At 48.5% G+C, this 26,069-nt stretch carries 24 protein-coding genes and 1 tRNA gene; 6 read left to right on the top strand and 19 right to left on the bottom strand.

Annotated elements, in window-relative coordinates; genetic code table 11:
• The first annotated feature begins 284 nt into the window (after positions 1 to 284).
• Positions 285 to 857 (top strand): bifunctional murein DD-endopeptidase/murein LD-carboxypeptidase, encoded by a 573-nt coding sequence (gene mepS / locus HGT73_RS05445; RefSeq protein WP_214212646.1) that lies wholly within the window; start codon positions 285 to 287, stop codon positions 855 to 857.
• Between the two features lie 71 nt (positions 858 to 928).
• Here mepS and rsuA read toward each other — a convergent pair whose 3' ends face one another.
• A complete protein-coding gene (gene rsuA, locus HGT73_RS05440) occupies positions 929 to 1,654 on the bottom strand; it encodes a 16S rRNA pseudouridine(516) synthase RsuA (protein WP_214212645.1) in 726 nt (241 codons plus the stop codon).
• A 106-nt stretch (positions 1,655 to 1,760) separates the two neighbouring features.
• Here rsuA and HGT73_RS05435 point away from each other — a divergent pair, with 106 nt between their 5' ends.
• On the top strand, positions 1,761 to 3,512 hold the full coding sequence (locus HGT73_RS05435) for a DEAD/DEAH box helicase (RefSeq protein ID WP_214212644.1): 1,752 nt from the start codon (positions 1,761 to 1,763) through the stop codon (positions 3,510 to 3,512).
• 121 nt (positions 3,513 to 3,633) lie between these two features.
• Complete coding sequence (gene rplY / locus HGT73_RS05430; protein ID WP_214212643.1) at positions 3,634 to 3,918, top strand: 50S ribosomal protein L25; 285 nt, start codon at positions 3,634 to 3,636, stop codon at positions 3,916 to 3,918.
• Between the two features lie 47 nt (positions 3,919 to 3,965).
• Here rplY and yejK read toward each other — a convergent pair whose 3' ends face one another.
• On the bottom strand, positions 3,966 to 4,967 hold the full coding sequence (gene yejK, locus HGT73_RS05425; RefSeq protein WP_214212642.1) for a nucleoid-associated protein YejK: 1,002 nt from the start codon (positions 4,965 to 4,967) through the stop codon (positions 3,966 to 3,968).
• A 224-nt stretch (positions 4,968 to 5,191) separates the two neighbouring features.
• Here yejK and HGT73_RS05420 point away from each other — a divergent pair, with 224 nt between their 5' ends.
• The 3 genes from HGT73_RS05420 to HGT73_RS05410 all read left to right on the top strand — a co-directional run bounded on the left by HGT73_RS05420 (position 5,192) and on the right by HGT73_RS05410 (position 7,328).
• Positions 5,192 to 5,419, top strand: coding sequence for a YejL family protein (locus HGT73_RS05420; RefSeq protein ID WP_214212641.1), 228 nt, complete (start codon positions 5,192 to 5,194; stop codon positions 5,417 to 5,419).
• Between the two features lie 17 nt (positions 5,420 to 5,436).
• A complete protein-coding gene (gene yejM, locus HGT73_RS05415; protein WP_214212640.1) occupies positions 5,437 to 7,179 on the top strand; it encodes an LPS biosynthesis-modulating metalloenzyme YejM in 1,743 nt (580 codons plus the stop codon).
• 72 nt (positions 7,180 to 7,251) lie between these two features.
• Positions 7,252 to 7,328: transfer RNA gene (locus HGT73_RS05410), tRNA-Pro, on the top strand.
• A 261-nt stretch (positions 7,329 to 7,589) separates the two neighbouring features.
• On the opposite strand, the gene HGT73_RS05405 is transcribed toward HGT73_RS05410, so the two are convergent.
• The 17 genes from HGT73_RS05405 to HGT73_RS05325 form a co-directional block, all read right to left on the bottom strand.
• A complete protein-coding gene (locus HGT73_RS05405) occupies positions 7,590 to 7,967 on the bottom strand; it encodes a hypothetical protein (protein WP_214212639.1) in 378 nt (125 codons plus the stop codon).
• Positions 7,964 to 8,500, bottom strand: a complete 537-nt coding sequence (locus tag HGT73_RS05400; protein WP_214212638.1) for a lysozyme — start codon at positions 8,498 to 8,500, stop codon at positions 7,964 to 7,966. Before HGT73_RS05400 ends, HGT73_RS05405 begins: the two co-directional genes overlap by 4 nt.
• A complete protein-coding gene (locus HGT73_RS05395) occupies positions 8,497 to 8,820 on the bottom strand; it encodes a hypothetical protein (protein ID WP_214212637.1) in 324 nt (107 codons plus the stop codon). Before HGT73_RS05395 ends, HGT73_RS05400 begins: the two co-directional genes overlap by 4 nt.
• Positions 8,821 to 8,840: 20 nt before the next feature.
• A complete protein-coding gene (locus tag HGT73_RS05390) occupies positions 8,841 to 10,742 on the bottom strand; it encodes a phage tail fiber domain-containing protein (RefSeq protein ID WP_214212636.1) in 1,902 nt (633 codons plus the stop codon).
• Between the two features lie 19 nt (positions 10,743 to 10,761).
• A complete protein-coding gene (gene terL, locus HGT73_RS05385) occupies positions 10,762 to 12,372 on the bottom strand; it encodes a phage terminase large subunit (RefSeq protein ID WP_214212635.1) in 1,611 nt (536 codons plus the stop codon).
• Positions 12,369 to 12,710: a hypothetical protein gene (locus HGT73_RS05380; RefSeq protein ID WP_214212634.1), complete on the bottom strand. Its 342-nt coding sequence runs from the start codon at positions 12,708 to 12,710 to the stop codon at positions 12,369 to 12,371. Before HGT73_RS05380 ends, terL begins: the two co-directional genes overlap by 4 nt.
• A 202-nt stretch (positions 12,711 to 12,912) precedes the next feature.
• A complete protein-coding gene (locus HGT73_RS05375) occupies positions 12,913 to 13,539 on the bottom strand; it encodes a hypothetical protein (protein WP_214212633.1) in 627 nt (208 codons plus the stop codon).
• A 99-nt stretch (positions 13,540 to 13,638) separates the two neighbouring features.
• Positions 13,639 to 16,530, bottom strand: a complete 2,892-nt coding sequence (locus HGT73_RS05370; protein WP_214212632.1) for a hypothetical protein — start codon at positions 16,528 to 16,530, stop codon at positions 13,639 to 13,641.
• Positions 16,530 to 18,836 carry a lytic transglycosylase gene (locus tag HGT73_RS05365; RefSeq protein WP_214212631.1) on the bottom strand — a complete coding sequence of 769 codons (2,307 nt, stop codon included), beginning with the start codon at positions 18,834 to 18,836 and terminating at the stop codon, positions 16,530 to 16,532. Before HGT73_RS05365 ends, HGT73_RS05370 begins: the two co-directional genes overlap by 1 nt.
• The gene (locus HGT73_RS05360) at positions 18,836 to 19,282 is read right to left on the bottom strand and encodes a hypothetical protein (RefSeq protein ID WP_214212630.1); all 447 of its coding nucleotides are present in this window, start codon (positions 19,280 to 19,282) and stop codon (positions 18,836 to 18,838) included. The genes HGT73_RS05365 and HGT73_RS05360 overlap by 1 nt, the downstream gene beginning before the upstream one ends.
• Positions 19,279 to 19,725, bottom strand: a complete 447-nt coding sequence (locus tag HGT73_RS05355) for a GNAT family N-acetyltransferase (RefSeq protein ID WP_214212629.1) — start codon at positions 19,723 to 19,725, stop codon at positions 19,279 to 19,281. Before HGT73_RS05355 ends, HGT73_RS05360 begins: the two co-directional genes overlap by 4 nt.
• 2 nt (positions 19,726 to 19,727) lie before the next feature.
• Positions 19,728 to 21,716 carry a hypothetical protein gene (locus tag HGT73_RS05350; protein ID WP_214212628.1) on the bottom strand — a complete coding sequence of 663 codons (1,989 nt, stop codon included), beginning with the start codon at positions 21,714 to 21,716 and terminating at the stop codon, positions 19,728 to 19,730.
• A 1-nt stretch (position 21,717) separates the two neighbouring features.
• On the bottom strand, positions 21,718 to 22,281 hold the full coding sequence (locus HGT73_RS05345; RefSeq protein WP_214212627.1) for a hypothetical protein: 564 nt from the start codon (positions 22,279 to 22,281) through the stop codon (positions 21,718 to 21,720).
• A 56-nt stretch (positions 22,282 to 22,337) separates the two neighbouring features.
• Entirely contained in the window at positions 22,338 to 23,237 is a 900-nt protein-coding gene (locus tag HGT73_RS05340) for a phage capsid protein (RefSeq protein ID WP_214212626.1), read from the bottom strand.
• A 201-nt stretch (positions 23,238 to 23,438) separates the two neighbouring features.
• Entirely contained in the window at positions 23,439 to 24,224 is a 786-nt protein-coding gene (locus HGT73_RS05335; RefSeq protein WP_338111579.1) for a hypothetical protein, read from the bottom strand.
• Positions 24,196 to 24,447 carry a Bbp19 family protein gene (locus HGT73_RS05330; protein WP_214212625.1) on the bottom strand — a complete coding sequence of 84 codons (252 nt, stop codon included), beginning with the start codon at positions 24,445 to 24,447 and terminating at the stop codon, positions 24,196 to 24,198. Before HGT73_RS05330 ends, HGT73_RS05335 begins: the two co-directional genes overlap by 29 nt.
• On the bottom strand, positions 24,444 to 26,069 hold the full coding sequence (locus HGT73_RS05325; RefSeq protein ID WP_214212624.1) for a portal protein: 1,626 nt from the start codon (positions 26,067 to 26,069) through the stop codon (positions 24,444 to 24,446). Before HGT73_RS05325 ends, HGT73_RS05330 begins: the two co-directional genes overlap by 4 nt.

The following is a 26,069-nucleotide window of genomic DNA, read 5'->3' as shown; positions in this document are numbered from 1 at the left end:
TCCCGGATATTCCCTGACTTAGTCCGCAAAAATAAGCCTAACAAAGTTTTTTTCTATTAAGATCAAAAAAAGTCTTAAAAACTCTCGCTAGTTAACATTTTCTACGGTAATCTCAAATAACGCTTAGCCCTTGTAGTCAGGGGGGTAGGCATTAAATGATGACGAAGAAATTTACATCTAGATATAATTCATAAATTGTCTTCTTTGTTATTTTTGATAATCTCATAATCAGTGCATTGGCGAACGACAATATGTCGTAAGGACATCGAAGGAAACTGCTTAATATGGTCAAATCTCAACCAATTGTGAGATACTTGTGGCGGGCTGTTCCAGCAATTGCCTTAGCAACACTGCTAAGTGCGTGTAGTAGCCACCCAACTTCCACAGCCAATTTAGAGAAACATGACGTTAGCAACCGGAACGGTTTTTTACTTCAAGCTTCTCAGGATCAATTTGAAGAACTGGTTCAAAACGTCGATATTAAATCGAAAATCATGAATCAATATGCGAGTTGGAAAGGGGTTCGTTACCGACTAGGTGGTGAATCACGTCGTGGCATCGATTGTTCAGCTTTCGTACAACGGACTTTCCGTGAACAATTCGGTCTATCTCTACCACGCTCAACCGCAGACCAGCAAGATACCGGACGCTACATTAATAGAAATAAGCTCCGACCCGGTGACTTAGTCTTGTTCAAATCAGGATCGACTGGAAGACATGTCGGCATCTATTTGGGTAATAACGATTTTGTTCATGCTTCAACAAGCAGTGGAGTCATGATTTCAAACCTTAATGACAATTATTGGAAAGCCCGCTATCGTGAAGCGCGCAGAGTACTTAGTAACTCTAACAGTTAATTTTCATAAGGTCTGACAAACGTTCGCTAAAAAAACGCTGTCCTTCGCAGCGTTTTTTCATTTCCATTATCCTACGATAATGGCTTTTGCAGTTCTGCCGGTAAATTAATGCTTAATATTTCCGCCTCTGTCAGTGCACGATACTCTCCCGGCTCCAGACTTTCATCCAACGTGATATCACCGACACTCTCACGATGTAACGCTTCAACATGGTTACCGCAGGCGGCAAACATACGTTTGACTTGATGATAACGGCCTTCAGATAGTGTCACCCTCGCCTCTTTATCCCCAATAATGGTTAACACTGCAGGTTTAGTCAGCTCAGTTTCGCCTTGTAACATGATACCTGCTGCAAAGCGCGCGATTAACGTTGGATCAACCGTTTCAGCCAAAGAGACACGGTAAGTTTTTTCACAATGGTGGCGGGGTGAGGTGATACGGTGTGACCATTGACCATCGTCCGTTAATAAAACGAGTCCGGTGGTATCAATGTCTAAACGTCCCGCAGCATGAAGTTTCCATGCCATAGGCTCTTCAATAAAATAGAGGATTGTTGGGTGTTGTTCATCTTCCGTCGCACAGACATAGCCTACTGGCTTATGCAGCATATAGTAACGTGGGCCGTGCTGCTGATGAAGAACATTACCATCATAAGCAACTTCGTGTTCTGGCAGCACTTTAAATGCGGCCTCGCGCACCACTTCTCCATCAACAGTGACATTGCGCGCTCTAATTTCACGGCCAGCAATGGCACGGCTAATTTCGAGTTGTTGGGAGATAAATTTATCGAGTCGCATGGTTCTGTCAGCCTATTCGGGGGTTATACATAAAGTTATGGTAGTATACCTCGAAGCGACACCCACTGTCAGTGTGTAACCCTACGTCTACCTGAGTTCCTATCCGATGACTTTTACGCTACGCCCCTATCAACAAGAAGCCGTCGAGGCTGCGGTACACTATTTTCGCCAAGAACAACGCCCGGCGGTAATTGTGTTACCTACTGGGGCCGGAAAAAGTCTGGTCATCGCTGAACTCGCACGTATCGCTCGAGGGCGTGTGTTAGTGTTGGCACACGTTAAAGAGCTCGTCCGACAGAACCATGCAAAATATCGCGCATTAGGCTTAGATGCAGATATTTTTTCAGCTGGCCTTGCACAAAAAGAGAGTCAGAAAAAGGTTGTTTTCGGGAGTGTACAGTCGGTTGCCCGGCATCTGGATAAATTTGACGCGGTATTTTCATTAGTGATCGTGGATGAGTGTCACCGAATTGGTGACAGCGATCAAAGTCAATATCAGCAGATATTAGATTATCTCACACAGCGTAATGCACAATTACGTCTATTAGGCCTAACCGCAACACCTTTTCGCTTAGGTAAAGGATGGATTTATCACTTCCATTATCATGGTATGGTGCGAGGTGATGAAACAGCGTTGTTTTATAAATGTATCTATGAGCTACCGCTACGGTATATGATCAAACATGGCTATTTAGTTGAACCTCAACGTCTCGATATGCCAATTTTACGCTATGACTTTTCCTCCCTTGTCACTCACTCGCAGGGGCTATTTACAGAAAAAGCCTTAAATTTAAGTTTATCGCAGCAAAAACGCGTTACGCCCTCGATTGTTGCCGAAATTGTTCGGCATGCAGAAGGCTGTCGAGGCGTGATGATTTTTGCCGCCACCGTTCGTCACGCTGAAGAGATCCTCAGTTATTTACCTACGCAGAGCGCCTTAGTCTCGGGAAATACTCCAGGGGCCGAACGCGACGATATTTTACAGCGCTTTACCGAGCAACAACTCAAATATTTAGTCAATGTGGCTGTACTGACTACCGGTTTTGATGCCCCGCACGTTGATTTAATTGCCATACTGCGCCCCACCGAGTCGATAAGTCTTTATCAACAAATCATCGGCCGTGGCTTACGTCTTTATCCGGGTAAAACCGCCTGTATGATCCTTGATTATGCTGGCAACGATTACGACCTTTATCTTCCTGAAATTGGGGGGGCAAAAGGTGACAGTGAAAACCATCCGGTACAAGTGTTCTGCCCTCAGTGCCAGTTTGCGAATATTTTTTGGGGTAAATCACTGAGCGATGGCACAGTCATTGAACACTTCGGACGACGCTGCCAAGGGATAGTTGAGATTTCTGGATATCCGCAGCAATGCGACTTTCGTTTTCGCTTTAAATCCTGTCCACAGTGCAACGCCGAAAATGATATTGCTGCGAAAATTTGCCAAACGTGCGACACGGTATTGGTTGATCCCGATGATATGTTAAAAGCCGCACTCAAACTGCGTGATGCAACCGTATTGCGGTGCTCTGGAATGGGACTTAACCACGGGATAGATCAAAAAGGCGAATGGTTACGTGTAACCTATATGGATGAAGATGGGGCAGAAGTTCCCGAAACGTTCCGTTTACATACGCCAGCACAACGTCATTTTTTTGAAAAACAATTTCTGCGCTTACACAGCCGAGCGCCGGGTATTGCACTACATTGGCAGTCTGCAAAAGATATTGTGTCCCAACAATCATTATTACGACATCCCGATTTTGTTGTGGCACATCGCCAAAAAGCATTTTGGAAAATTCGTCATAAAGTCTTCGATTACCAAGGACGTTATAGAAAGGCAGACTCGGCAAGCTAGATCATTTGCCCTAGCTAGGTTTAATCGCTATAATGCCGCGCGCTTTGTGTCTATAAAGCGTCATTGAATAAACCTTCCGTTGCTGGGTCGCCTGTAGCGGAATTACTCTAAGAGAAAAATTATGTTTACTATCGAAGCACAAGTCCGTACAGAGCAGGGAAAGGGTGCGAGCCGCCGCCTGCGTTTAGCTAACCAATTTCCAGCCATCGTTTACGGCGGAAATGAAGCTGCAGTATCAGTGGTTTTAGACCACGATTTCGTTAACAACCTGCAAACCAAACCAGAATTCTACTCAGACGTTCTGACTCTGGTTATCGACGGTAAAGAAACGAAGGTTAAAGTTCAGGCTGTTCAACGTCACCCGTTCAAGCCAAAACTGCACCACATCGACTTCGTTCGTGCTTAATTGCTGAAGACGATATATAAGAAACGCCGCAATCGCGGCGTTTTTTTTTATGATTCTTTTAAACGACGTTGCAGTTGATCGCGCAAATTAGGCGGTGTCCCTTTGATGGTTAACGTATCGGTGGTCGGGTCCCAAAAAATACGCTCATTCAGCAACAAGGCATCGAAGTTTAGCGTTAGCCCTCCCCCACTGCCCGAAAATTTGGTTAATTGACGCAAAGTTGTGCGATCAGCGGGAAAGCTCTCCTCGAACTCATACCCTTTCTGCTCAGTAAAACCAGCAAAACTTTGTTCATTAACGGCTGGAAGCTGATGTGATAATTCCGTTATAGTGATGTCATCACCAGACTTTAATTGTTCACTACAATATTGATGCACTTGTTGACGATAATCCTGACGTGACTGCTTATCTAAACTGACCTCTTCACAATAATCGTCGACGGCTTGTAGGAGTGTTCTATTTTGTGCTTTGGTATCCAGACCTTGGCTTGCGCCTAGAAAGTCCATAAAGAAATCGGCAACTTTACGCCCCACACGTCCACGTAAAAAAGTTAAATAGCGTGTTGAATCGGGTTGAGTTTCCCATTCAGTTAAATCGATACGGGCAACAATGTCGGCATGATTGATATCAAGATAATGGGTCGTGCTAATTTCCAATTCTTCATTAACACGCATACTTGACTGACTATTTAATACTGAAATCAGTAAGTATTCGACCGCTAAGTAGCGATACTGTGCGAAGAGAACAATACCACCTTCGGCAAAAGGATACTTACCCAATTCATCACGCAGTCGACCGGTTGCTGCACGGGTAAAAGCGAGAAAATCCTGCTGCCCTTTTCGACAATCACGCAATGCCTCGCAAAGCTCGCTCTCTTCATTAAATAATCCATAGGCTTTGTTTTTCGCACTATAGACACGGTGCAGCTCTTCAAGCATCAGGTTAACGTCGTGCGTCGGCGCCAACAGTGAATCGCGTAACATAAGCGTTAAATTATCTTCATGCTTAATTAACTGATGGACCACAATCTGGTCAATATCCAGACTCATAGATAACTCCCTAAACAAATGAGGCACTATTGAATCATGCAGGCCCCGGACTGACAATCAGATTTGCCAAGCTCAACCCCGCCCCATCAGCGGGCTAAACGTGAAAAATAGCTGTACTGACACATATTTCATCATTTACTGGGTGAATCTTGATGAAAAATTACAGATATGAGCTCGGTTTTACAGTAGACTAGCTACTTTTTACAATGATATTAGTTGATACTATGCCACAGTTATCTCGTTATAGTGATTCACGCGTCGAGAAGCTTCTCGAAGAACTTTCTAAAGTCCTTGAAACGGACAAGGCCCCTACCGATTTGTCGCTAATGGTACTCGGTAATATGGTAACGAATTTGATCAATTCCAGTGTTTCACCTGCTCAGCGCCATGCGTTGGCTCGCTCCTTTGCTGCGGCTTTAGAAGCCTCTGTCAGCGAAGATTCAGCTCACTAATCACTAAAACGACGTCTATGGCCAATCACCAACAACAGTATCGCGAAAAAATCTCCAGCATGATTAGCTGGGGACATTGGTTTGCTCTCTTCAATATTTTGTTGGCATTGGTACTGGGTAGTCGTTATTTACTCATTAATGATTGGCCAGCATCACTGGCTGGCCGTATTTATGCTTATTGCAGTTGGTTAGGCCACTTTAGCTTTATTGTTTTTGCTGCCTATTTGCTGATCCTATTTCCTATCACTTTTTTTATTCGATCACAGCGATTGCTACGGGTTATTGCCTCAATTATTGCTACTTGCGGTCTCACACTGTTGCTCATCGATGCGGCAGTGTTTCAGCGTTTTCACTTACATTTAAATCCGATTGTCTGGCAATTGGTCGTCAATCCTGAACAAAGTGAGTTGACCCGAGACTGGCAAGTCATGTTTATTGCTGCACCTATCATTTTCCTGATAGAACTACTTTTTGCGACCTGGAGTTGGCAAAAACTACGTAGTTTAAATCGTCGCCATTATGCACGCCCGTTTGTCGCACTATTTATTACGACATTTTTTGCCAGTCACGTTATGTATATTTGGGCCGATGCAAATTTTTATCGGCCTATCACGATGCAAAAAAGTAATTTACCGCTTTCTTACCCTATGACTGCTCGCCGTTTTCTTGAGAAACACGGACTGCTTGACTCTGAAGATTATCAGCGGCGCCTTATCCAGCAGGGCGATCCTGACGCATTATCCATTGCCTATCCGCTAAACGATATTACCTTAGCCCCAAAAGCGGCAGGTTATAATTTATTGGTTATTACTATCGATAACCTCAGTGCTGAGGATGTGAATACAGCCTATCCATCATTGGCAGATTTTGCACAACAAAACGTTAATTTTACTCAACACTACAGTTCTGGGCCGAGCAGTGAAAACGGTTTATTTGGCCTATTCTATGGTATTTCATCAAGCTATTTAGACGGAATTCTGGCTTCGAGAATTCCATCAACTTTATTGACCACGTTAGCGAATCGCCACTATCAATTTGGCTTATTTTCAACTGACGGCTTTAAACAACCCTTTTACCGCCAAGCATTACTGACTGACTATACTATTCCATTACAACATCGTCAGTCAGATGCACAAACCGTTATGCAGTGGCAGAACTGGTATGAACAGCAGCAAGCGGGAACGCAACCTTGGTTCTCATGGATTGCACTACAAGGCGCGGCGAGCAATAATTCAAGTAGCCTAACTTATCAGCAAAATTCCGCTAGCACTGATAAACAACTTGCTGTGATTCTTAACGAACTGAGTCACAGTTCAGCATTCGATAAAACTGTGGTAGTGATCACCGGCTCACATGGCTTGCTCCTTAATCAACAAAAGTACTCGGCAAGTCAACGTAGTGTCTTACACGTTCCGTTAGTGATCCATTGGCCGAATACGCCAGCACAGTCCATCGATTACCTAACTGATCATCAAGATATTATGGCAACGCTTATGCAGCGTTTACTTGGTGTAATCACGCCTAGCTATGATTACACTCAAGGCCGCGATTTATTTACTGCGCTAGGACGTAACAACTGGGTAACCAGTAGTGATGATAATCGACTGATTATTACAACGCCTACTCGTTCTATTGTGCTGAATAATAACGGAAATTATAGCTCTTATGATACAAAGGGTAATAAACTACACGATGACACCCCTGAGTTAGGATTACTGCTACAAGTCTTAACAGAAGAAAAACGTTTTATTGCAAATTGATTATTAATAAATCAATTAGATCAGTAACATATTGCTTTTATAAAAAATCTCGGTACTATACTTTGCAGTGTTCGGCACGTAGCGCAGCCTGGTAGCGCACTGTCATGGGGTGTCAGGGGTCGGAGGTTCAAATCCTCTCGTGCCGACCAAAAATCCCAAAGAAAAGCAGCCACTTACGACTGCTTTTTTTGTGGCTGTGATTTACCAATGGTAAAAAGATGGTAAAAGTCTGGTAAAAGTCACCGACTAACCACGAGAAATAATGCGATGGTCAGCGGCTTACCTTTGCTGAATATCAGCTGCCATAAGATGAAATGATCCCCCTCCACCACTGTTGCCAGCGATACTTATCCAACCTAAGTTGGCGCAGACACTCAGCTGTTTCAATATCTGCCTGTAAGTCCTCGTCGCTATTTGTCCCGGCTTTGCTCGCCCCTTTGCATGGCGGGCTCATCATATCCGCTGAGGGTATTGGCATAATCAAGGGCTTGCTGGCGCAGCTGCACAGCAGACTGATCAAAATCACACTGGTTACGAGTCGGTACCTGCACATATTTCACCACATCCTTGTAAATGGTCCGATAAACCACCTTCCCTTCTTCTGCTGTTTTTGTTGCTAGCTGTTCCTGTTCAAGCCAAGCTTCGGATACCTGTAGCTGTTTGACTGCATAGTCACGGTTAACCTTTTCACTGTGACCGTACCAGCCTCTCAGGTAACCGGCATAAAACATACTGCTTAACAGTAAAAACCCTCCGGCTAATCCGGTTCCAACGGTTGCGAGTCTCATTGCTCTATCCCCCAACATACCAAAGCGCTTTCTTGGTCGCGTCGCAGTACCTGCCCGTAACAGTTATTTTCTCTCACCCGGCAGTCTCGGCCACCATCTTTAATCCACCAACGAATCGCCTCGCACGCACCCTTCCGATCTCCGGCATTAATACGTTGGTAGAAGGTTGAGGGAAAACATTTACCCGGACCGATGTTATAGGGACAAAACGAGGCGATCCCCGCTTTTTGCGGTTCAGTGAGTGGTACATGAATATTGCGCTCAACCCATGCCAATGCTTTGTCTCGCTCTAAGGCATTAACCACTTCACATTGCTCTGCGCTCAAACGCATGCTTGGCCAGACGGGTTTACCATTAACGTGAGTCGCCCCGCGACAGATGGTCCATGTTCCACGATCATGACCATCTCGATATGCTTTAAGGCTGTTTCCTTCTTTCTCATCAAGGAAAGCATCCAATACTACAGAGGCAGGCGCCCCCGTTAGAATCAGCCCCAAAACGGCGACACTTAGTTTGCTTGAGGGCTTATTCATGATTTAAGCTCCGTATCCTTCAATACGCGCTGAACTTTTGCCAGCACCTCATCCGTTTGTACTAAGTCATGATGTTCCGAGTGGCTGAGGTAATCGATTACTGCTCGCGTGCGCTGCCGATCGAGGCGCAGCGTTTCTGTGCGCGCTTGACGTTCTGCGCGTATCGCCTGTCGACGGTCCCACCAGCTGCAGTAGGATAAGAGAAAGCCCAGTATGGCTATCACAAGATAGGAAAGTTCGAGTGTTGAGATCCCTAATGCGGCCGCCAAAGTGGTAATCCCGTTACCCACCCACGATTGCCAGTTATTGTGTGAATTCATCCTGAATCCTCTATTCCCTGTTAATTACTGATCCAACCACCATTTTCACCCAGTTGCTGGAATGTCGCCGGTAAGCAGGGTCCGGCTTTATTGCCGCTTGCCGTGTGTGATGAGTAAAGTTTTACAGAAGAAAGCCCCTCGCTGATAATGCCGTAGGCTTTATTTGAATTGGTACTGCAGTTATGCAGGTGAACGACACCCCCACCAGTGACATACATTCCATTCCCTTCTTTTGACCCGTTAAACTGGGTATTCCAGGCGGATAATGCACCGCCGAGTACTTCGGCATTGGTGGTATTGCTGTTATTCATTTGGCTGCCCATCATTTCAATGTTACTGCCAGCACACACTTTGCAGGCGCGTACATTGCCACTATGACGACCATCATCATCACGGATATGCCCACCGATATTGGCAAACAGCCCCGCGATAACATTAAGTGTTGAAGAACAGTTTTGTAGCCAAATTGATCCACCAGCTTCGGCAACATAGCCATATCCCAGCCCGTGAGCAGCATCGTAACACTGGTTACTCTCACAACGTTTCAGGTAGATTTGCCCGCCGTCAAACGCCAGCACCCCCGCATCACCACCGCTCAGAAAAGAACTATATTCAGCGGACAAGAAAGCCCGGGCTGCCTGTGCGCCATAGTAAACTTTTGTCGTGGTCACAGATTTCAGGATCATTGCCGCACCATCCATCGCAAAATTGGCAACAGCGGTATTTGTCCATTTATCTCCACCTGCGGTTGGTCCAGCACCGATATATTTCACATTATTGACTTCCACATTGACACCACTGCCTTTAGCAATAATGCCATTATCGGTACCCAACTGGATTTCACCACCACGGATAATTAACTGACGTAATGCGCTGTTCGTTACCTGAATATTTTTATCCGCAATCGAACCATTAATAACGATAGTGACCGGCTGAGTGGCGGTTGTTTTGTCGAAATAAGTCACCGCCTGAGTTAACGTATCAAACAGCGTTGGTACCGTGACAGTGATGGGATCATTTAGTAACAGCGGGCACCAGTCATTGATACTGGTTTTGGAGCTTAATGGCCGTGACTGGCTATTTTTTCGTTTAGCGATATACAGTGATAAGCCGATACGCACAATTTCATTCATCTCGTAATCAACCGTTGAATTCCATTCACCTATCCCTCCTGTAATGTCACCAATTGATTTTTCCATTTCCGATGCCCGATCAGCAAGATTATCCAGCGCCTGCTGTGTCGTTGTTTTATCTTTATCGGGAGTCAGTGCGCCAACCTTGCCTGCACCGGTTTCTTTTTCAAGTTCGAGTAAAACATCTGCCGCAGTACCCTTATCAGGGAGAATTACGATCGGCTGACCTCCTGTATCGAAAGCGAGTAGTTTATTCGCCCTTTCTTTCGCGAGGGGTAAGAGTGATACGTTTTTCTCTGGCACACGCAGTGTCTGAGCTAAAGCCACTTGGTCGATATAGTGTTTCGTCGCGAAGTCCTGCTCGTCGATCGGGTCTGCACCATTGATAATCCGATAGTGCTGGGCGTTAAAGGGACCGGACAATAAAGGCCGCTGAAGGGTTAAATCCAGATATAACGAGATATGCTGTAGTGCCATCCAGAGCCGGTCAAAATCTTTGTTGAGGGTATCAGCGAGTAGATCGCCATTATCTTGATAATCGGTTGATCGATAGGCGGGAACGACACGTTCAAGCATGACGACACGTCCCGCAGTGGGTGGGGTTAAAAAGATTACGCTGCCGCCAGTGACCTTCCCCACATCAATGACACTAAAGCCACTGTCGATACGTTGTCCATCAATACTCACCTGAAGATCGTCCACACTGATCAGGTAAAATTCAAAGGTAAACACTGTGCTGGCTCCATTCGCTTGATAGCTATTGAATGGAAGTTGATTCGGTAATGACATATCTGCGCCCCTGGCAAGCCTAGTAATCGACGTCCACCAGATGGTTTCCGTCACTTTGCTGCCAATGTTCGCGCGACTGTCCGGTCGGGATCCCGACTACTTTACCTATCCTGACCGGTGTGGCACTGATGGCTCCGGCGCCTGAATCGATAAAATCATCCGGTTGGTTATTCACTGCAGGATTGAAATCTCGTAATTGGTTATACATCGGACCATCGAGGACATCGGTATGCGCCCACAGAAAGCGCGAGGATAAGGGAGCTTCGAAGGCATCAAGGATACGTTTTTGTTTATTGACCACGCTAAACTCTTCGCGTACCCCACATCCCGTCCCTTTTAACGTCTGCCGGAGTAATTTACCGGCGAAACTGCCCGGACCATTTACTTCGACACACACCACTGGGATTTGATATTTCAGCACGAGAGCTTTAATTTGCATCACCTGCCCACCGATAATCTTATCGTGATCGTCAAACTCCGCCAGCTCGCCCGATAAGGCTTCACACACCTGCCAGTAAAGATGGCCCCGCGTATCCGTTAACACTAATGAGAACGCCGAGGCATCAGCTTTTAGCTTTCCTGTCGCCACATCCCACCAAGCCACTGCACCCACGATTTGCACTTGTCCCAACCATAGAGAGGCGCTCCGGTTGGCGTACCGGATTTCCGGCTGCAGGTTATATTCACGAATACGATCGGGATCGAGTCGTACCTCTCCCACCGGTTTACTGTGGAGCTGATACTGGCTATCCCATTCATTAATGGTGCGGGTTTCTTTGCGACGCTTTTCCATCTCTTCAGGAGTGAAGCGTTCCGGCCAAGCACAGTCGGCATAACAGTCGATCACGGATTCCGGCGCGCTGGCAAACTGAATTCCCTGGGACGTATGTTGATAATCTACGCCCGGCACCAATAACCGCGCACCCTTATGAATTCCAGTAAATATATAGTCAGGTCGAAAAGGGATCTCATAGCTAAGCTGTGTTGCTTGCTGCGCTTCGATGCGATGCGCTTTATCAAACAGACGGATGGTTAGGCAGTCTGCCCCCAAGGCTTCAATCTCATCATAAAGGCTGTCATGCGTGTGCGGGGTTCCGATAAACAATTTACGGCCTCCGGGAATTAAGATATGAGTTTGCTCACCGAGGCGATAGCGTAATTTTTCACGTGCCTCAGGGGTCTGGATATTGCGCGGCACTTCTACGTCATCGTTTTGGCATTCATTGGCGCGCGCCGAGGTAACGTTAGAGAGAATGCCTTTGGCATACATGCTGCCATTACGCAGATCCAGCGCCCCATTGACCCACCACTGTTCCACCGTGCCTTGTCCATCGGGTAACAGCCCTTTGGTGAGCGGGTGATTTCGTAAGACGTTTTGTGTGTCGCGACTGGTTTTATAGGCGGTGCCATCTGACTCTGACTGGTGCAGAATGCGATATTGCCGGTCCTGGTAATAGCGCCAAGCGTTATAAACGGCGAGGATAGTTGATTTCCCAAAGCCACGGAAACAGCGTAAAACGGCCAGATCACCACGATACTCTAACCAGTGACAGGCGCGATAATGGCAGTCAGGCACCTGCCAGCGCATGCGCTCTGCCCACATCAGGAAAAAGGCCAGAAAAGAGATCATCGACGACCTTTTTGTAACCTTTCCAGAATGGCTGTCGCTTCGCGTTCCGCTTTAGACACCTGCTGGCCTAGCGCAAAGGCCTCATCATCCTGTTCGCCCAGTGAGTCAGCGGTACCGCCACGACGATGCATGCCAATCAATGAGTGGACTTTGATCAATAGCGTCAAGGAGGCCGCGGCATTTTTCTTATCCCAATAACGGTTGCCCCGCTCATCTTTGGTCAGTTCGCTGATTTGCTTATCAGCGCCTGGCCACTGCGTCGGATCGGCTTCTTGTAACACCACATCGGTGAGTTGGTCACAAAGCGTGCTTAGGCGTGTTTTATAATCTTGATGCATAAAATAACCCCGTGTGAGAGACGGGGTTATGATGGCGTGTGTCGCAGGTCAGGATCCTGACTGATTGGTGATGATAGTGACAACTCTACTGGTACGTTACGTCCAAAAAAACATCTAATCATACAGTTATAAATATAACGCAGGAATTATAACTTTAATCTCCCAAATAAAAATAACATCATCATTTAAAAATAAATAACAATTAATTTATTTTTATTTCATTATCTGCATCTGCTCTTAACCATATAGTTTTATTATTCTCGTCTTTTACAAAAATATTATCACCATATGTTGTTATTAATTTGTATTGTTTGTTTTTTATGCTTACGACATCCATTCTACTTTCAGTCTTTGGATAAGATCCAATGAAGTAACATATGGATATAGTTGTTATCACGAAAATAAAAATCATTATCAGTTCATTTCTCTTGTTTACATCACCTTCATAACTGAAGCTAAAAAAAATATACTGCAAGCTTAATATGAACGCCGATGATAATCCTAAAAGTGGTACAAATGAAATATTTGCAGAACTTGAATAAACTAGGTAAGAAATAAAAAGGACATTTGATACTACAAACTTTAAAGCACTAGAAAAGTTTAACCTACTTAGAATTATCTCTATTAATAAAATAGGAAATAAAAAGACAACTGATGTCGTAACATTCCATATTATGTTAGTCATACCCATAGATATCAAACTAATTGGTATATGGTTATAGTTAGCCACTCCCATTTCATAAGAACATGAACACGCATATAAAAATACCGTAATTAACGGTATGTGGTATGAGTCTCTTTCATATAAACTAAAAACAATACCTTTCAAACTAAATCCTTTTCAATACCTGCTTATTAAATGTGTATTAACTGATATACCAATACAACTGAGTTTACACTCTCGATCATTCTTATGCATCAAAATCTATCACCTCACTCCCGGATCCACCTGGTTAACTAAAGGCGCAATCCAGAACAGATTATTACCCGGCAATAAGGTTCGGAAATTGTGCAACACCCTATCCCCCATATCACCGTTTAATATCCCCCCCGTTACATCGACCACTGAATCCGTTAGCCCAAAAGTAGGACCCGCGATTGAACCCACCAACCCACGACTGGCATAACGTGATTGTGTACTGGTACCTAGTAATGCCCCCATACCGACTGTGCCCCACGAGGCCTTTTCTGCGATGTTATTGTATTCCATCAGTGGCCCCAGAACACCTGAGCGGTCGATCCCTTCTGCGACTAACTTCTCTGGCGACCAATCAATCTCTTTACCTTTTGCGGCTTCTTTAAGCGCATAGGTCAGCGCACCCAGCCCAATCTGCAACGCGGTACCATAATAAAATTGCGCCGTTCCCTCCTGTAATCCTCCCAAGGTCGCGCGGTTATAGGAGGCGGTAGTAAAGGACTTAAACTGGAAAATGGTTTTTCCCATTGCTGAGCTGGCCCACAAGGGCGTATCACCAATACCCGGGGTGATCACCGTATTATTAACATCTTTAAGCACAGCGGCTTGAAACACTGAGGCAACGTGCTGATCGCCCCACTTCTCAAAGTTACCAATGTGCCAGCCCTCAATCACTTCACCATGCTGCGTAAATTCTTGGCGAATACGCTGGGCCATATTTTCATTGATACCAAGCTTCGCCAAACGGCGTGTCGCAAAGGTGCCTGATAAAATACCGTCCGAAGTGATCATGCCATTTACTGATTTGTTAATATCGTCAAACTGCCCCATCAACGTTAATTTGCCGAACACATCCGTAACACGTTCGATGCCCGCTTCAACGGCCGAGGTACGGGCAGAGCTGTCGACTAAATCAGCCATGGTGCGAGCGCGACTCTGTAGGATAGTTTCCAGTCCCACCGCCATCTTTTTCTGTTCAGCTCGACTGGCTTTCCATGCTGGAGAGCGGGTGATCATCGTGGCATAGCCTCGGGTTACTTTCTGAAAGCCATTCATCATCACACCACGTGCTAGGTCAGGAATTGCTGATACCGTCATCCCGCCGAGTTTGGTAACGAAGTTGGCGCTACGCATAAACGCCCCAGCACGCACAAAAAAGGAATTGGGATCATCGGGCATTTTATAGGTCCCCTCGAGGCGATCACGTAATGCCATAATATCCCGCACATCATTATCACGGGCTTTTGACAATTTGGCCTGATCCTGAGGACGTTCCCGCATCAGCGCATCATATTCAGCATTAATATCATCCACCCTTGTTTTCAGTGATTTATCCCCAAAACTGCGGGTTAATTCAATATCACTGGCGGCCTCACGAATATGCCGCTGCAGAACATAGTTCACGTCACTTTCCAGATAATCTTTCATCAAACGGTCAGGCACACTGAGCGTGCGGCTTTTCGTACTCGAGGGCGATTTCACCATAAAGACTGTCGTAAAATCCTGCGGCACTTTTGCCCCAACAATTTTATTGATCGTCGCATCTGCACTCAGCTCAGCCTCTTCACGCGATAAGGTCTGCTCCCCGCGTGACCACCAGTCGACAAGCATCTCCCGAAACTTATCCCGTTCATTGATGATCTTGCCGACCTTATAAACTCGAGGGAAATAACTCTCTTGGCCGATTGCTTTTAGCTCCTCGTCCGGTGGCAATAGCCCTAGTTTTTGCTGTTCGACTTTTACACGATTGACGACCTGACGCATCGCCTGGGCAGTTTCAGCCACTGCCGGATTGCTATGCACATCATTCTGGCGCATCGCATTGCCGACCTCTTCCCGAAATTCGCTAAATGATTTGTCACCGCCGGCAGATTTATATTTGGTGTAGGCCTGTTTATTGGTCACCACCACCGCAGCTTCTTCACGGCGCCAGCCTCTTACGCGGGTTTCTGCCGCCACCGGTGTGGCAATTCCCCGCGCATTCCCCTGTAAGGTAAAATTGTTCTCAGCCAATTCCAATGCGGTACGTCGAGTAGTGAGTGAGGGAGAATCCATCAGCCGAGCGATAGGCGTTAACGATCGCCCTGCTTTATAGGCCAGTTTGCTTAGATGGCTATTATTGGCCAGCGTCAAATCCTCGAGTGTGGCCTGTTCAATTTTTGCTGCACCGACACTCCCGCCTCGAGGCAATAGGTGCGCGGCATCATCGGGTGAAGCCCGTTCGCTGACCGTTTCCAGCGCATCAGCCACCTCTTGTGTCACGGCACTTTTGACTTGTGGGGAAATGAAATGTCCGGCCGTTGCGAAAACAGTACTCATTAACGCTGCAGATGCGATGTGTGCGGCACTTTCATTGAGGGTACGCGTTTGTTGCTGTTGGTTAAGTGCCAATTCACTGAGCGCGGAACCCTCCACCCCACTGACCATTTGCGACCCCACGCGTGCGAGCATTCCCCCTTTAGCAACAGGGATCGCCATGGAGGCTAGCGTGATAGGATCAATAGCACCCGCCGCAATGCTGGCTAACAGTCCTATTCCCCCCGCCTCGGCCAACACTTGCCGGTCTTCATTTTCATCGTCAATTTGCTGTTTAATCCAAGCAGTTTCTTCGGGTGAAGATGAATGTACAAACTGCGTGGCCCAGGTTTCATACCCCTGAATATCGAGCTTATCCTGAAAGGGGTTATAGCCCTCTTGTGGCTCGAACTGTGGAGCTGAACGAAATAATCCACTCAACACATTATTCTGATTAAAGGCCGCATTCCACACCGAGGGCTTTTGCGCGGCAGGCTGAGGATTAACCCCTTCAGGGAGTGAGACGTCAAAACCTTCCGCCTCAGGTAGCGCGCTGCCTGACGGCATAAAACCATTGGCGATTTGATCGGGTGAGGCATATACCGGCATCAGTCATCACTCCTTCCATAAATAAATTGCGGGATATTTTGTCTGCGCTGGTTATGTAAGCGCTGATACTGTTCATTCAGCGCACGACGTTTTTCATTAAAACCACGCTGTGCCTGCGCTCGGCTAAGTTCTTCCTGCGCATTTTTTTCCGCATCTTTCAGCATTTGTTGGTAAGGCTGCCAAGCCGTTAACTCTGGCTGCCAGCGCATCGCGCGACCCTCCTCATCGTAGAAGGGCTGTACTGTTTCGATACCGTCTTTATCTTTCCGACGCACCATAATCGCGTAGTCGCCCTTACGAGGGGTTAGGACATCAGGTGTAATTTCGAGATCTCCGTCAATGCGGCTCTCGACCATCTCGCTCTTAATGATATTGCCCCGCCCTGAGGTATCACCGCGCTGCGCCGCATTCACTTCAACGGTCTTGCTGCGATCGCCGTACATCAGCAGCGATTTTTCCTCTTGCCATTGCGCGGCCTGCCAGCCCTCCGGGCCATGCGGATATAAGGCTTCCGGGGCATACTTCATAAACTGAGCGCTGCCGTTTACCTCACTGATTCGCCAGGTGCGCGAGATTTGCTGTTGTGTCATTTTTTTCGCCGCATCGCTGTTGCCGCCACTGATTCGATAATTAATGTCATAAAGCGATTGATAGTCGTTGCGGAAGCGGACTGCCTCAGGGGTAGGATCGTCCGCAGAAGGATCCCAGCGGAACCACTGCGACATGCTACCCGCGGCAGAGTCCATCGCTTTACTCCGGTCCTTTTTATATTCTTTGGTAGTTTGTTGTGAGGCCAATTGCGCTTTCATTGCATCAGTCTGGTTATAGGTCAGATTCTGCGCCTGCTCGATGGCTGACTCTGCGGCCATGCCAGAATCGGTGAATTGTTTCACCGTCAGATAAAAACTCTGTATTTGTTTTGGTAAATCGCCAACCGAGGCCGGATCGGTCTCATAGAGTCGGTTAAAGAGTTCCGCTCCTTGATTCACAATGCCTGGGTCTTTGGCACGTGACACAGCGGATAATTGTGACGTTACCTTATCAGGAACAAGCCCCGTTTGTGCCACCTGCAGAACAATGCCATCATGGGTTGCCGCATTATTGATCTGAAACTGTTGGACATAGTCGGTGCTATCCGCCGCCTTTTGCATGGCTTTATCGGTCGGGTCCAATTTCTGCCCCATCACCAAGGCTTCATTGAAATGCTGGGCGTTGCGTGCCTCTTCCTGTTGCTGATTACTGCGTTTCACTAGACTAAGCAGCTTGTTGTAACTCTCCAGTTTGAGCGCATAGTTAGCATCATTCACCTTGGGTTTGGCTTCTGCTAACGCCTGTTTTTGCTCATTTGGTGAAGCGTGCTGAATACGCTGAAAAGTCAGCGCGCTTTCCAGTGCGGCATTCAATTGTTTGACCGCTTTACCGCCCTGTTTACCGTAAGCAAACATGATGGCGCCTTTATCGGGGATCGCATCAGGCACCTCGCCATTATTTAGCTGGGCCAGTGTGTTGCTCAGAATGTCGTCGAGACTCTGCCGTGCCGCTTCACGTTGCTCCCTAATTTTTGACTCAGCCACTTTGTCGATTCGATAAATGGTCGCCGCATCCAGCCCCGTCTGTTGTTTATCTTTACGGGATAACCAAGCCTGAGGATGGGTCACCGCGAAATTCATTGATCGTTTTTCGCTGGCATCGAGGTCGGCAGTGGTAATTGCCTGATTGATCTGCTCAGCCGACCAGCCTTGCGCCTGCCCATAGAGTTCGATGGAATGACGGCGCGCCCCACGAATTAACGCCGCTGATTTCGGATCATCAAAGGCATTCCCTTCATCATTAACGGAGAGTTTCACCGTCGCCGTGAGTTGTTTCTGTTGTGCCTGCGCGGTTTGGGTGCGTTCAAAACTGTTATAGGTGCTCTCGCGCCGAACCTGACCTGCTTTCCACTGTGCATCGAAGTAGTCGAGTTGTGTGGCTGGGATACGCTGACGTGCTTCGAGATAATCGCTGCTATCTAGTTTTCCCATATCTTGCCCCACTCCAGCGGAGTGAAAGCCTTGACGTGTAGTAAGAGCGCCAGTTTCAGGGTTTTCCCAGCGTTCGTTAGATTTAGAGTCTAAGTCGAGCAGTGCCGCCTGCGTCGCCGCAAGGTCTTTTTTATTTTGCGCCTTCTGCACCCCCTCTGCGACGTGCGAAAGCGTTGCTCCCGTGCCACTGAGTGCCGCACCGACTGCGGTGGTATGACTTAACCCCACACGTCCAGTGGTTGCCTGTGGCGTGAGGTTGCCAAAATTACCGACGGGTATCCGCATTATCGTTTCCATCCACTGTAATATTGCGAGCCTGAGTTAAGCAGCGAGCTGCCCCCGCTGATCATTCCCGCCTGTTTTGCCTGTTGCCCGCCAATCACATCGGCTTGTGCTTGCGCCCGCATCCGATTAGCATTATTAACGCCATTCAGAATGGTGGTGTAGGCATCCTGCTCCGCATCACCGGCAATCCCTGATGTAACACGCAAAGCGGTACCGGTATCCGTTTCCACGCCTGAAGCGCCAAATGCTGAGGTAGCCTGTGATGCCTGACGTGCGCCTTGCTGCCGAATTTTTTGTGCCTGAACTTTGGCTGCTGCGGTACTGGCATCGGCATCAGCTCTTGTTTGAGCCGCGTTATAGTTCGCTGCAGTTTGCGCTGATTGACCTTGTTTGATTGAGCCGAGCGCTGAAACAGCTGCTGCGGCCACTGCCACCCATGCCATCATTGACCTCCTGAAAAGACGGTGCCCACACGATTTAACCCTAGACGGGTGTAAAGACTTGCCGTGCGAGATTCGTTAATATCGGTGGTGATCCCCATATCAATTTGATCAACGCCACGTGAACGCGCCCAATCAATATAAGCCTTTGCGAGTCGATAGCCCGCTAAGCCCCCGCGCTGCGGTTTTTCGATATACAGCCCTAGCTCGTAGGAAATCGTGGCATCTGCAAAATAGTGCTCAGTGATCACCGCAGCGATCGCGCCAATCACTCGCCCTTCTCGCTCAGCTACCGCCACCATGCCCTGTGGTGAGTCGAGTAACTGCTGAAGGACAGCCGCAAATTTATCGGCGTTATACGGTAAGGTGCGATAGCGCGACTCGTTATGCATCGCGGCGGAGAGTTGTAAGATGGCGGTAATATCGTCATGGGTGGCAGGTCGGATCATGGTTAGCCTCCATTACTGGTAAAAGTGAAGATGATGGCCAGCAGATAAAAAGGCAGCGGCTGGCGCTGCTGAATGAGTAAGGTACTCCCGTCACGATCCCAGCCGAGTTTTCCCCAGTAGTGATCCCCGGTGAATAACGCTGCAGGTTTATCCAGAATCTGTGGGCCGAGGCGCCGGAACGGGATGACCTGTCCATTACATTCGGCACCCGTAGTGTTCAGAAAGCGCATAGTGACTTCGCTAATACGTTTCTTCGCGTTCTGTATCGTGCCCTCGGCAGTCGCGATTTCTGGTGGTAGTGTTTCAATGGTGGTTTCATAGTGCAAGCCAGCGACTACCCGTTTTGCTTTACGGGTAAGGGTAATGTACCCATTGACGACCATTGCTTGCGGCATAACGCTACCATCGGCAATAACGTCGAGCCGTTGTCCTTCAAGATGAGAGAAGCCTGACCAGGTATCAGCGCCGTCTACACTGCTACCGCTTACTGTCGCGTCGGTATTTAGGGCAGTATCAAAGACCTCCACAAAGCGGACGCGTTGCCCATTCACCTCACGCTGCACGACTGCATACAACACATCATGCTGTTCAGAGGGGATACAGGTAATTGATTCGAATGTCCCTTGCGTCTGATGCTGTGTCCAGGCTACCACTTCCTGATTACGGTCAATCGTCATCGACGCTAACGTGCCATCGTTGCGCACTAACCAAACCAGTGAGTCAGGCTGTTGCTGATACGCCACCTCGCGAATCCCGCTGTGCGTGATATGTTCTGCCAGCACCGTGACATCGCTAGAGCTGTAGGCCACTAGTGAATCAGGGTCGTAGGCCGTAGCATAGAGCTTGAGGCCTGCCCGTTGCACAAACATAATTTCGGTCCCGACACGAATTGGGCGAATACCATTGCAGCCGTATTGACTGGGATTTTTTACCGAGATATTGGTCGGGGTAATCGCAGACTCATTACCGGCGGTGATAGTGAACTCACCCCCATAGGTTAATGCCAGCAAGGTGTTCATCTGTGCCAGATGAACAATCGGATTAAGTTGATCGGAGGAGAGCGTGAAACTCATTGCCTTATCATCTTCCGTGCCAAGCTCGAACGATAAGTAGACACCCGTTTCGCTAAACCATAGGGTTTGCGGAAAACGCGGGGAACCCGCCAGTACCAAACGTTGCTGATAAAGCGTGACGGCGGCGGGATACCCAAACTCTTCCGACCAAACGCTATCTTCCCGCGTCCATGCCCCCGGTGAGGAAGCCTGTGTCGCGCTCAATTCGGCACGAATAACTCCGGTTGCTTTCTGGCTGGAGGTGATATGGGTCAGTAACACCAGACCACTATTGATGCGCAAATAGGATCCTACGTCCTGTGATGCCCAACCATTGCCGGTAAAACTGCCTTCGCCACTCTCCGGTGGTTCCTCATCGCTTAGGGTTAGGGTAATTTCTGAGCCGATGAAGTGTTTTGCAGAGGGTTTGCACCATTTCTGCGGGGTATCGCGAATTTCGTCGAATGGCTCTACCGTGAAGCTTATTGGCTCCATCACCCACTCGGTTTGCCCACGACGCTGGAGTCGCTGCGGCTTGACGGCTGGATGTACCAGAAACATGGTGTCAGCGCCCTGGACATAATTTACCTCTGGCAACATCTCTGCCGTAAAAGGGCTGTTGATTTCATAAGGAGTATTATCTGCATTCACCACTGGCATGCCGTGCTGAAAGACTCGGATATAGCTTTCACCGAATTCAAGCACATAGGCTTGTGTACGATTGAACACATAAGGGATGAGACGTACCCCTTTATCCGCATATTTGGTGGCTGCAGCAAAGGCGGTACCCGCACGGCGTACAATACCCCCCTGTACGACAACGATGCCATTTTCGATGCGCTTTGCACCATTGCCATAACGGGAGATATCGACTCGTCCCATAAGGCGAGGAGAGAGTTCCCCTGCTGTAAAATTGGTTTGGATCAGGTTTGCACGCATCTCAGAACCTCGACTCAAAGGTTGGAAAGCCATCGAGAATTTCTGAAGGCTGTTCTTGGCCATCAATCGATTTCGCCTGCCGTAATAGATAATTGGCTTCTTGAGTTAAGGAATCACGCAGGCTCGTTGATCCGGTCACCGCGTAAGCAAGTCGGGCTTGCATCATCGCTTCGGCCACCTGGATCAAGGCAGCATCCCACGTCGACTCATCCTCATTGCGAAAGATATAACGCACCTTCAGCATATTGATGTTTGCCAGTAAGCGGTTGCCTTCGAGTTGATAGTCGATATCGTCTGCGACTTCGCCGACGGACAGCAGGCGCAGTAAATCACTCGGGAGGGTAAATTGTTGTGAGAAACCAAAAATGGGCGTCGCGGTGGTCGGTGATAACACCACACGTTTTACCGCACAGTTCCACGGATGGGCTCTCAGTAAGTTATTGCGAACCGTTGGGTAAATATTGGCACATAAGCGTGCGTGTTCAGTTGCCTCACTCAAATCGTTGATCGGATGTCCACCAAGTGCCAGTAACGCATTAGAACAAATTGATACGCTGGAAGTCATAATGATGCCTCAAGGATAGACAAACCGGGGTTAGCCCCCGGCGTCCTAAATAGCGGTTAAGCCATAAACTCGATGGACACAACCTTTTTCTCACTGGCTCGACCGGCACCGTAAGAGGCATCTACCGAGATTTGAATGGTGTTGTTTTTATCGCGGCGCGGTCCGATGTCGACGTTGTATTCCGCTCCGGTACCGAAATGCACCGCCGATTTACACCATGCCGCAGCTGTTTTCGTGGTTCCCGCGGCATCAGCATCGAGTTTTTCATAAGCCAACCAGTTAAAGCCCAGCCATTTGGATGATACGGCGCCTTCCTGCAGCATTTTCACCGCCATAAAATCGGCAGAGGTTAAAGTGGTATCACTGAGGATTTGCGTCAACATATCGGCGTTATAGGTCATGAACAGCTCTTCGCCATTCTGTTCATCACACTCATTGCGACGGAACATCGCTTTGGCTGCGATCAGCTTCGCTTTTGTCATGCCAGCATTACCCGACACAATGCGCTGATCCGGTGGTAAAGGTATCGGCGCATAGGCCCCATTGTTTTCCGTTTTACGAAATACCGTATCGAGTAGCGCGCGGTAAATGATGTCGTCCTTTTTACGATTCGCCGCCGCCAGCGTCAGCTGTAAGTAAGGGCCCTGCGGGTCGGCGATCAGTTTGCGTAGGTCACGTTTTTCCACTGGGACAAACACCCCGTAATCGGCCATCAGCGCATTACGGGTACCCGCCTCGGGAACATCCCATACGGTATCGCCGAAACGCGTGGTAATGGCATTCATCTCGATGGTACCCATATCGTTGATGGTGAATGAGGAACCGGTGATTTTTCCACGGTCATGGACAGCGGCCTGTAGGCGTGAATCCTTTTGCTGTGAGGCAATATCGAATGAGTCATGAAACTGCGTGACAAAGGCCGCGGTGATCATGCTTTTGTTAGTATCAAATGACATGGTGAGTACTCCAAAAATTAACGCCTAAGGGTTACCGGTTACCCGACCCCGCAACACAATGCGATTGGCGTTTACGCACTGCGGGAGAAATCAGTTATCCGGCGTCCCCGCCGGGCTGTTGATGACGTGATTTTCAAGCAGGGTAATGGTCAGAATCCCGACCAAATAAAAAAAGCCAGCACTTAGGCTGGCTTAGGAGGGTTAGATCACGGCTTGGTCACCGTAGTGCTTTTGATAGTAGGCGCGAACCTGTGCGGATACGCGTTGATGATCGGGATGTTTGTCGTCCATATAAGCGGGCGAACGCATCAAATCCTTTACCGTTTGTTGCTCTGCCATCGGTTGTGTCAGGCCTGCTGGGCTATCCTCCTGCATTTCACGGCCGACTTTAGCCAATAGGCGAATGACCAGCGGGTTATTACCAATGCTGTTTATGTCGTCACCTTGTTCGGCCAGCTGGGTGAATGCCCGGTGTGCCAGCCCTAAGTTTTGTGAGAACTCGGCATCGTTTTTCCATACATCACGCAGGGAGGCCGCTGCCGCATCCGCGTCCAACGCTGCCATACCCGTTGTCAGCGTCTGCGCGTTTTTCAGGTATTCACCCAAGATAAAGCCCATCTGGTCATTAGTGATACCCTTCGCATGCGCACCTTTTAAGAACTCCTGAGACTCAGGCGCCTGTTTAAATTCCTCCCATTGGAACCCTTTGACCTCCACCTGTGGGGCATATTCTTCCATGCTTTTGGGTGGCGCATCACCGCTGCCTAGCCGTTTCTCAAGGTGAGCATAGTTCTCGGCCAGTTTACGCGCGGAGTCTTCGATATTGAGCTGACCGTCATCCCCTTTAATCTGAAACTTTTCAGGCAGCCAAGCAGCATCATTAACTGTGTTTTCCCCCTCGCCGAGTAAGGTATTTACAGGGGGAGTGCCGCCAGCCCCCTGTTCGTCTGCCCCTTGCTCAATCGTCATGAGGCGGTGTTTCATCATCCAAATCATCGTCTACTCCATCAGCTAAATTAATTTCACGTAAGATAAAATCCAGTACAGAACGTTGTCCGGCGCGGTAACAGGTTTCACGATCGCCTTCATTGCCGCCGGTGACATACACTGCCCGACCAAATCGTCGAGTTAATTCATTGAGGACTGCAGCCCCGCCAGGCATCTCCTCAAACACGCGTTTAAAATCAGCGGGCATCACGGGCTTTGTCATCCTTCCCCCATCAGTTTTTGTGCCAGTGCTTCGCCGGTGATATTTCCGGCAGCCCCAGCTGCTTGAGTTCCTGCTTCCATCATCATCGCTTGTTGCTGTGCCTGTTGTTGTGCTTGCTGGCGTTGTTGACGTAAGTCTGAAACAGCCTCAGTCGTGCGGATCACTTTAGCGGGTACGCCCAGTGCATCGGCCACCACGCGGGTCGCTTCATCGGTATCAACCAGATCCACCACCTCCTGGTTAATCGATGCGAGGTTGGCGACGTTGGCACCGAGGCGTTCAATGGCCGTGACGTCCTCGAGTTGCTGTGCACGTGCCAAGGGTGAGATATAACGCACATGAAAATTAGCGTGTTGCAGACTCTCTGGAGCGGGTCTGAATACTCCAGCTCGCAGTGCTAGCCCAAAGCAGCGCGCCACTAGGGGCTGCAGATATTCCGCCTGAAATCGCCCATAAACGGGTCCTAGCAGCTGTCGTATCAACGCGACGCGGACGTGAACTTCTGTCGCCGTCATCGCTGGACCATCCTGCGGTTGGAGTTGGTCTGCCATCATGATTTTACGGATGGAGGCTTGCAGCCGTTCTTCTGCCGTGAAGGCGACATTAAAATCTGCACCGGTCAGCAACGGTTTCATGCTGTCAGTGCTGTTGGCAATGATGATACGACGAGGCCCTACTTTGACTGTGCGTGGGTTAAGTACCCCATCATCTTCCGCGATCCACATTCCAGAGATAGCCAAATCCTGCGCCGCTTTCTCCATGCGTTTGGTTTGATTAAGCTCTTTGCAGTCTGGCAGTGCGTCATACACAGGGCCAATACCATAGGCACCCCCCGGAATTTTCATCCAGCGAGGTACACAGCAAGGGAATTCGTGATAGCCCGATTCACGGACGATATGCTTGTGAGAGACGTCTAGGTTATAAGAGGCAAAGCGTAAGTTCTTGGCTAGACGTCCGCTGCTGAGGTAATTCTCACGTGGGTAAATGGCATGGATAAACTCAAAGGCCTCATCGGGTTTTTGTTGTGCTGCCTGCCGAATTTTCGGGTGAACACGATCTGCACCAAACTCACGCATAGCTTGTTCAGCCGTAAGTTGATAGCGACGGAACAGGGTATCCACGATCCCATCGTTACGGGTTGAGGCGACACAGCACTGTGCCAGTGGCCACTGCTGGAAGCTGTAGCCCCCCTCTTCCCGGTTTTCATCGATGTACAGCACCAACCAGCCCGCACAGACCACATCGAGGTTCGCCTCATAACCTTCCGCATCGAAGTTGGCGGCGTGAATGTTTTCCCACACCAGTGTGGCACAATCCGAGAGCCACGCTTTCGCGTCATCAGGCAGTGATTCACTGCTCAGATTAAGCCACTGTGCATTGGCTGGGGTCATGCCAGACATCAGCGCCGAGGCCAACATACGCGCACTGTCCGTCGCGGTACCATCGAGGAGTTTAGCCACTTTGTGTTTGGCACTCTGCGCATTAAGTACTTCACCGCTCAGTCCTGCGCCCCGCAGTGGATAGGTGTAGTCATAGCATTCACGCCAGACACTTTCATGCATCTGACGTTGCGCTTTGAGAGCTTCTGCGCGCTTGAGGAGCTTAACCGCCAGTTCATCCAT

The sequence above is a fragment of the Rosenbergiella australiborealis genome (genome assembly GCF_018494035.1).
In the GTDB taxonomy this organism is placed as follows: Bacteria; Pseudomonadota; Gammaproteobacteria; order Enterobacterales; family Enterobacteriaceae; genus Rosenbergiella; species Rosenbergiella australiborealis.
Note: the sequence above shows the minus strand (reverse complement) of the source record. Positions and strands in the feature narration are given on the sequence as shown.